Source organism: Streptomyces sp. XY431 (assembly GCF_001279805.1).
Classification (GTDB): Bacteria; Actinomycetota; Actinomycetes; order Streptomycetales; family Streptomycetaceae; genus Kitasatospora; species Kitasatospora purpeofusca.
The window spans coordinates 43651-51695 of sequence record NZ_LGDO01000402.1 but is presented as its reverse complement, the minus strand read 5'-3'; the positions used below and the strand labels follow the sequence as shown (position 1 = coordinate 51695).

Below are 8045 nucleotides of genomic sequence, written 5' to 3'. Positions count from 1 at the left end.
GCGGCCGGGGCGGGGGTGGACGGGGCGTCGCCCAGGCCCCCCCCCGCGTCGCCGCCCCCACCGACCCCGGCCTGCCCTTCGACCTCCTCGACATCCCCGACGTCCCCCACACCGCTTTCGGCTGGCCCGTCGTCCCCGACGGCCTGCGCCGACTCCTCACCGGCCTCCGCACCCGCTACGGCACCGCCCTCCCACCCGTCACCATCACCGAGAACGGCTGCTCCACCACCGAGGACCTCGACGACACCTTCCGCATCGACTACCTGTCCACCCACCTCGACGCCCTCGCCACCGCCGCCGCGGAAGGCGTCGACGTCCGCGGCTACTACACCTGGTCCCTCCTCGACAACTTCGAATGGGCCGAGGGGCTGTTCAGTCAGCGCTTCGGCCTCGTCCGCGTCGACTTCGCGACCCAGCGGCGTACACCGAAGGCCTCCTACGCCTGGTACCGGGACCTGATCGCCTTCCACCGGGCGCGCTGTGCGAAGGAAGGGGCGGTGCCTTCTCCGTGAAGTCACCGAGTCGGGTCGGAGGAGTGGCGCGAGGTCGAGCTCCGTCACGACCGTCGGCGGTGGTCGTCGGTCCCGTGACGGCGGACCGCGGGCGTCGTGGGGCGCCCGCGGTCTGCTGCTGCCGCTACCGGACCGCCGCCAGGGAGCGGGGTGCCTCGGGGGTGGGCTTCGGCTGGTAGTACTCCGTGTGTCCTTCGACGTGGAGGTGGGGCAGGCGGCGGTCCAGCCAGCCGGGCAGCCACCCGTCGGCGTCGGTGCGCAGGGCGCGGGATCAGTCCTCGTCGGAGAAGACGTGCGTCTCGCGGGTGAAGGGGCGGGGGACGACGGCCAGGCGGTCGGGCGGCCAGAGGTCGTCCCGCTCGTTGAGGCTGAGTTCGCCGCCGCGCCGCATGAGCCAGACGACCTCGTAGTGGTACTGGAGCACAGCGTCGCCCGGGACCCGGTCCAGGAGGCCCGCGACCACCCGGACGACGTCGTCCTCCTGCCCCGACAGGTCGGTGGTCTTGTCCAGCCGGAAGGCCACCGAGACGGTCGGGGTGATGCGGAGGTCGGTGACCAGTGGGTTCCACGGCCTGGGGTTGGGGGCGAAGACCCGGATCCAGGTGCCGTACCTGGTGACGACGCCGTCGGTGAGCAGGTCGGCCGCCGCCGTGGTCGCATCGAACAGCCTGGCGCCCCGTGCGACGTCGTCCAGCACGTCGGCCACCTCGGCGAGCGACAGTGGCGTGGCCAGGTTGAAGCTGTGGGAGATTGACATGGCTGGGATCCGTTCGGATGCGCTAGGGGTAGATGTGCAGGATATTGCCCTGCCGGTCGATCACCACGGCCTCCTGGAGCCCTTCGATCGGCCAGTCGTGGAGCTGGGCCTTGAGGGCCGAGACCTCCACCGGGGAATCGGCGAGGTTGACGACGATCCGGCTGGTCTGGCCTTCCAGGACCTTCTCCTCGATCCTCGAACCGACGTTCCGGGCGCTCCGGCTGCTGGGTGAGACGCAGTCGAAGATCTCGCCCTCGATCCGGTAGTCGGGATTCTTCGGACCGGGGACCGACGGGTTCTGCTCGACGTGGTAGCCCTGCTTCGCCAGGATCTCCGCCGACTCGTTCTCGCGCTGGAGCGCGAGCCGGTTCTCGGCGGCGTCCTCCGGGTTGATCCGGGTGGTGGACCCCTGCGGCGTGGCGTTGGGGTCGGGGGCCCTGGACGGCTGGGTGCGGACCTCGCCCGCGCCGCCGCCCCCGCCCCCGCCGTTCCCCTCCATGTGGACCCGGTCGGGGCCCGCCGCGTCCTCGATGATCTGGCCCGCGCCGATGCCGGCCATGCCCAGACCGGTGGCGATCACCCCGGCGGAGAGCACGTTCACGGGCACGCCGATCACCGCGCCCGCGCCGGTGAGGTCGAGGCCGGCGCCCAGCACCTCACCGCCGGCGCCCAGGGCGGCCAGGCTGAGGCCGCCCGCGACCTCCAGCACCGCGCCCGGGTCGTGGATCATCGCGTTGCCCACCGAGGCCAGGTCCTCGACGGCGGTCTTGCCGAGGTCCAGGGCGAAGTCGCCGGCGTCGGAGAAGAAGTCGCCCACCTTGTCCAGCCAGCCGGGCTCCTCGGGAGCCTTGTCGCGGGCCTTGGCGATCGTGCGCGCCGCGGTGTCGCCCGCACTCTTGAGCTGCTCCCGCGCGGTCTTGAGGGTCTGGTTCGCGGCCGCCCGGGCGCCCTCGCCGGGGTCGGTGAAGGGCAGTTCGTGCCCGGCGTTGCGCTCCGCGTCCTGGTGCTCGGACTTGGCGTTGCCCGTGGCGCTCTGGCCCTCGTTCCACTGCCGGACCGCGTCGGCGGCCCGTTCCTGGGCCCAGGCCAGCGTCCACCGGTAGTCGGCCAGCGCCGTGGAGGCGTCGTGGAAGCAGTCGCCGGCCACCAGCCACTTCTTGGGCTCGCCGTGGAAGGCGTGCCGGAACGCGTCGCCGGCCTTGCCTGACCATCCCTCGACGGTGTCGATACGCTTGAGGCCCTCGCCGGTCGAGTGCAGGGTGTCGCCGTAGCTCTTGAGCCAGGCGACGGTCGAGGCGATCGTTTCGGGGTTCCCCGGGACGAGTTCCCTGGGGTCGCCGGTCTGCCCGAGGTTCTTGGCCACTACTTCACCCCGGGGTCCTCGCCGCCCGGACGGGTCACCGTGCCGCCCGGCTGGCCGAACAGGGTTCCGTCGACCTCGCGGTAGGCCTTGACGCTCGCGGTCAGGCGCTGCGAGACCTGGGCGGCGTCCTTGACCAGGTGTTCGACGCCGATCTCCCAGCGGGTGCAGAACTTCTCCAGGACGTCGGCCAGGTGTCCGTGCCCGATCTCGTCCTTCCTGGGATCGAGGTCCTTCACCTTTCTGAACTGGAGCTTCGCCACCGTGCCGGTGATCCCGGAGGCGGCCTTTTCCAAGGCCGCCAGGTCCACCGTGAATCCCTCTGCCACAGGACCCCCTTTACAGCCCCTCGCCGGGTGTGAATCGACCGTCAGGACTCGCCCGCCGAAGCTAGCACGGCGGGTTTGCCCGTTGCACCGGAACGGCGCAGGAGGCGCCCGCGGACCGATCCCGGCGGGATCTACCGGTTTCGAGCGGGGAGGGCGGGGCCGGCCCTTCCGGGAATGAATTCCCGGAAGGGCCGGAAAAGGGGAGGCACCGGGAATCCGGGGCCGGCCGGAGCGGTTCCGGCCGGCCGTCGGTCGGGCGTTCGCATATTCGACCGGGCGCGTCATGGGACGCAGAACTCGTTGCCCTCCGGGTCCCGCACGACGGTCCAGGAGCCGTCACCGATGTGCACGTCGAGGGGCAGCGGGTCCCCCGGAGCCACCTTCGTCGTCCACTTCCAGCAGTACCCGGCCGACATGCGGGATCCGTATCCCTCGGCACGCCGGGCCTCGAGGAACGCCTCCAACTCCTGGGGGCTGTCGACGACCTCCAGGGCGACCTTGCCGTCGGGCTCCCACTCGACGGGGCCGCCGGGCTCGAGGTTCAGCAGACGTACCACCCAGTTCAGGTAGGCGTCACTGCCGCCGCAGCGGAACTGGCTGTCGAGCTCCACCACCTGGCACTCCAGGCCCTTCACCGCGGCGGCGGCCCGGATCTGGGCCACCGTGCCCATCTCGCCCGGCCGGACGACCTGGTGCTCGGCAATCAGGAACACAGGCACCCGGGCGGAGTCGATCAGCTCCTCGATCTGGGCCTTCCCCGTGCGCTGCGCAGCGCGCGTGTAGCGGTTCGCCGACGTCTCCCGGATCCGGTGCGCCTCGTCGCAGATCAGCACGTCCAGACCGTTGCGCTCGGCGGTCATGAAGCTGTTGAAGTACTTGAACAGCTCCTGCACCTCACGCTTCCGCGCCCCGGCGACCCGATGCATCGTGGTGGTGAACGAGCTGGACCCGGTCGCGTGCAGAGCCGTGACACCACGCCGGTACAGATCACCAAGGAGGGACAGCGCGATCACGCTCTTCCCGGTACCCGGACTGCCCGTGATGACGACGACCTCCTTGTGATCGGACTGCTGCGCCTGACGCTGCGGGGCGTCGGCAATGGGCAGCAGCCAGTCGGCCTGGGTGAGCGGGCGCTGCCGCGTGAGGGTCCACTCGGCCCCGGCGGCGTGCTGGTGCGCGCACGATCATCGAGTCGACCGCGACCACGCGGTCCAAGTCGCCCTCGGCTTCGTCCAGCGCGAGCAGCGCGGTGAGCGCGCGCTCCCACGTACCGTCCAGTGCCGACCTCCATGGCCGGTTGTGGATGCCCTTCCACGACCCCGAACCGCTCCGGCGGGTCCGTTTACGGCGTCCCGGTCCGGTACTTGAACACGATCGCGTCGATCACCTCCCGATGATCACGCCACCGTCCGCCCCCGCCGAGGCGCAGGGTACGGCAACAACGGCTCTGCCCGTGCCTACTGAGCATCAACCAACAATCGAATGATCCGCAGGGAACGGCCTACCCGGAGCCCCAGGCTTCAAGGGGACCCACCTCGTCATCGAGTCCCAGGCATGCAGAACATCCGCCAGGACATCCACCGAGGCCTCGGACTCGGGTCCGACGGTGCTCGCCGTGATGAGCAGCATTCCGCCGTACTGCTCCACCAGCGCAATGAACGCCTCGGTTGCCGGAGCGCTCCAGACCTCCCCGAACACTGCCACCGCGGCCTCGCCGGGGCCGGTGAGTGCCCAGGCGCGCCCGTCGGAGGACTTGGGCGGCAGCCCGGACCACAACGGTCGCAGGTTGAGCACCTGGGCGTTGGCCGACCGGGGCCCGTACGCCGCCGTGGCCGTCCAGCGGTCCTCGCCGCGGACCAACTGCGCGACCTCGAAGGCCGGGTTGACCACGAGGGCGGGAACGCAAAGCGGGCCGAATCCCTCCCCCATGGGCACTCCGGTGGTGAATGCCGTCCACCTCATGCCTGCGTCTTTGGCTATCTGGGTCAGGGCTGACTCGTTCCAGTGCGGATACCGGCACAGTCCGAAGTGGAACAGTCGCGCGTTGGCCGCTATGAAGGTGTCGTCCACATAGAGCGCAGGAACACCGTCGCCCAGGGGGTACCCGCAGTCCTGGCAGTCGCCGGCCCAGAGCAACTGCATGAGCGAACGGGCTTCCTCCTCTCCGAGTCTGTCCAGGCAGACCTGGCTGAAAGCCAGGTGCCGCAGTCCGGACGAGCCCTCCTCTGCCTCCAGGACCACCCACTCCGAGGGACAGCCACGTTTCCGCGCCCGGCTCCACCATTTCTTCCCCAGCCGGACGTCGCCGAAGGAGTACGCCGTCACGCCGGCCATCAGACAGCCGATCGGATCACCCAACTCCCCCTGCTCGACCGCTGCGGCGTAGGCACGCGACACATAGGCATTCGCCGTCTCGTGGTCCTTTCTATGCAGAAGGACGCCGGCATACGAGAGGGCGGCGAGCGGGATCCTGCCGTCGGCAGCAACTCTCAGGGCTTCGACGGCTTCGTCCGACTGCCACTTCGACCTCAGCCAGTCCGAGTAGTGCAGTGCACTCCCGGGATCTCCGGCCTCGGTACCGCGCTTCCAGAGCGCCACCGCCTCGGCCTGGTCGCCCAGTTTCTCGTGGACCAGGCCGAGGGCTCCGATCGACATCCGCTCCCCACCCTGGATCGCGCGCCTGTACCACTCCCGTGCCGCTTCCAGATCCCCCTGCACGAAGGAGATGGCACCCATATTGTGTGCCCCGATGGATTCGCCCAGAGCGACAGCGAGCTCGAAGCAGCGGGCGGCGCCGTCGTAGTCCTTCTCCTCTGCCAGCAGCGCCCCGAGAGCGATCAGGCCGTCGGGATCGTCCTCCTCTGCGAGGGGGCGGAGTACCTCCTTGGCCACCTCCGGCCGGCCCGCCACCTTGGCGACGGTCGACACCAGCACCCGACGTGTGTCGTCCACGACGCGCAGCGCCTCCTCCCACACCTGTTCCGGGAGCTCGCTCGGACGGGACCGGCGCGCAGCATCGGACACCAGGTAGTCGAACGGCTTCCACGTTCCGCCCCGGCCCGGCACCAGGGGACTGGTGACGCCCAGCACGATGCGGGACGCCCACTTCCATGCCTCCGCCATGCCCTCCGGACGCAGCGCCGGACCGCCTGCCAGGTCTAGGAAGTACTCGTGGAGGCGTTCCAGGGAATCCGGTGGCAGTGCACTGTCCACACCCGTGCGGGCAAGGGCGACCGCAGCCTCGACGAGTGCGGCCCCCCGGGGGTTGCCCCGCACCCGGGACGCGGCTTTCCACCGCTTGAGGACCTGCGGCCCCGCCGCCAGGTACTCCGCCACCCCGTGCGCCCGGTCGGCGCTCAAGGCCGCGACGACGCGCGGGTCCTGGCGCGTCGACGCGGCCTGCCGCTCGTCGTCGGTCCAAATCCGGTCCAGCGTGAGGTGGTGCGCAGCACGGATCACCCTGCCCGGCGAGGACGGCAGACGCGGCCCGGTGCCCTGCGAGAGTGACGGCCCGTCCTCCTCATCCGTGTAGTGCTCGTAGAACTCGGTGCGCAGCGTCGCGAGCACGACCGTGCCTCGGCGGACGAGCCGGTCGAGCAGGGACGGCGTCAGCCCGTCGGACCGCAGGTAGGTATGCAGGTCGTCGAGCCACACGACGCTCTCGTAGTCGCTTCCGGAGGGGGAGTGCAGCAAGGCCAGGTCGGCATCGGGATCCGGCTTGCAGACCGACCGGTCAGGGAGATTGCGGACCATGCCTTCGAACAGGGCCCGCGACTTGCCCGCCGCCGAATCCCCGGTCAGGAGCAGCATGCCGCCGGTCTCCGCCAGCGCTTCGAGTCGGGCGTCAAGTTGGGCGTCGACGTCGCGTGGCACGTACTGCACCACTTCCGGATGGCCGGCGGCGTCCGGCGCGCGATGGACTCCGAAGGAGATCGGGTCGGCGTCGACGATCCGGAGCCAGTCGCCTTCGCGAGAGGTCGCGGCCTCCTGCACCGCGTGCGGTGCCGACCTGCCGATCTCCACCACTTCCGGCCGCAGCCCTGCGGCTGCCTGCACGGCCCGCTGGAACCCGGGATCGGCCACCACGACCGAGATTGGAACGGCTTCCACCCGTGCGTGCGCCCACTGTCCCGGATCCCCGGAGACCACGCCGATCAGGAATTCTCCTGCGAAGAGCGCGGCACCCGACATCCCCTGCCAGGGCGACGCGCGGCGGGTGCCGGCCGTCGGCGGTGGTGTGTGGGAGCTGTCCAGAATGTAGCGGCCGCGCAGGATCGACGACCCCGGCTTCAGCGTGCCGACGATCTGCTCAGTGTCCGGCCTCGTCCCGTCCCGCAGCGAAATGAGCGGGTACCCCACGGCTTCGCAGTTCTCCCACGCGGCCAGGCCCACCGTCCGGCCCCAGCGGACATCGGAGATCCGGCATGTCGTGACGTCCCGGACCAGGTCATCGTCCGCTTCGAGCAGGGCCGCGTCGCACGCCTCGTCGTAACGGCGCCACCTGAGACGGCAGTTGCGCGTCCCCGCCCCTCCGGGGACAGCGACGCGAGCGGCCCCGCCATCCCCGTCGAACAGGTGCGCCGAGGTGAGCACCAGGCGGGAGTTCAACAGGAAGCCGCTGCCCTGCCGCGCTCCCTGGACGATGGCGACGCGTTCGACGGACCGGACGCTCATCCGCCGTACAGTCCGGACGGATGCCCGAAGTCACCCAAGTCGACTGCGACCTGACTGCCGATCTCCATCGGCCCGCCGAGGGCAGAATCCTTCGGCTTCAACTTCACGGACACCTTGTGGACAGCGTTCTGCGCGACCCCCACCTGGGCGTCGCCGGAGACCACCCAGGCCTTGAACCCCGCCTTGGCCGTCGCGTCGCGTCGCAGCTCGACCGAGAAATCCAGCGTGATCTCGTCGACCTCGAACCTGATGCGCTGACCGTCCGCAGCGTCCGCGGCGGCCATCAACTGGTCCCTCAGACCTTGTACGGCCTCGGTGAGTTCCACGTTCTCCAACGGATCGCGCACGTCTCCGACTCCCCCCGTTCGGCCCGCCGTCAACCGCTACTCCTATCACATCGCTTCTGGCACGGA

The 8045-nt window shown here is 70.2% G+C and carries 6 protein-coding genes and 1 pseudogene; 1 reads left to right on the top strand and 6 read right to left on the bottom strand.

The features are described 5' to 3' along the window. Nucleotides 1-512: family 1 glycosylhydrolase (locus ADK60_RS27445; RefSeq protein WP_159400606.1), on the top strand; the 512-nt coding region annotated here is incomplete at its 5' end. Nucleotides 513-783: 271 nt separating this feature from the next. Here ADK60_RS27445 and ADK60_RS27440 read toward each other — a convergent pair. The 6 genes and pseudogenes from ADK60_RS27440 to ADK60_RS27415 form a co-directional block, all read right to left on the bottom strand. Further along, nucleotides 784-1269, bottom strand: a complete 486-nt coding sequence (locus ADK60_RS27440; RefSeq protein WP_053649539.1) for a SitI3 family protein — start codon at nucleotides 1267-1269, stop codon at nucleotides 784-786. A gap of 22 nt (nucleotides 1270-1291) precedes the next feature. Beyond that, nucleotides 1292-2632: a putative T7SS-secreted protein gene (locus ADK60_RS27435; protein ID WP_053649538.1), complete on the bottom strand. Its 1341-nt coding sequence runs from the start codon at nucleotides 2630-2632 to the stop codon at nucleotides 1292-1294. Beyond that, nucleotides 2632-2958, bottom strand: a complete 327-nt coding sequence (locus tag ADK60_RS27430; protein WP_093859931.1) for a hypothetical protein — start codon at nucleotides 2956-2958, stop codon at nucleotides 2632-2634. The genes ADK60_RS27435 and ADK60_RS27430 overlap by 1 nt, the downstream gene beginning before the upstream one ends. 335 nt (nucleotides 2959-3293) lie before the next feature. Next, a pseudogene (locus tag ADK60_RS27425) lies at nucleotides 3294-4037 on the bottom strand (DNA/RNA helicase domain-containing protein); the annotation flags it as partial. Nucleotides 4038-4425: 388 nt separating this feature from the next. Further along, nucleotides 4426-7632 carry a tetratricopeptide repeat-containing S1 family peptidase gene (locus tag ADK60_RS27420; RefSeq protein WP_053649533.1) on the bottom strand — a complete coding sequence of 1069 codons (3207 nt, stop codon included), beginning with the start codon at nucleotides 7630-7632 and terminating at the stop codon, nucleotides 4426-4428. After that, on the bottom strand, nucleotides 7629-7979 hold the full coding sequence (locus tag ADK60_RS27415) for a trypco2 family protein (protein WP_053649531.1): 351 nt from the start codon (nucleotides 7977-7979) through the stop codon (nucleotides 7629-7631). Before ADK60_RS27415 ends, ADK60_RS27420 begins: the two co-directional genes overlap by 4 nt. Nucleotides 7980-8045: the final 66 nt, after the last annotated feature.

What these genes read in the sequence shown, in the direction of transcription:
- ADK60_RS27440 (WP_053649539.1), bottom strand. Translation starts at nt 1,269, where the DNA reads ATGTCAATCTCCCACAGCTTCAACCTGGCCACGCCACTGTCGCTCGCC.
- ADK60_RS27420 (WP_053649533.1), bottom strand. Translation starts at nt 7,632, where the DNA reads ATGAGCGTCCGGTCCGTCGAACGCGTCGCCATCGTCCAGGGAGCGCGG.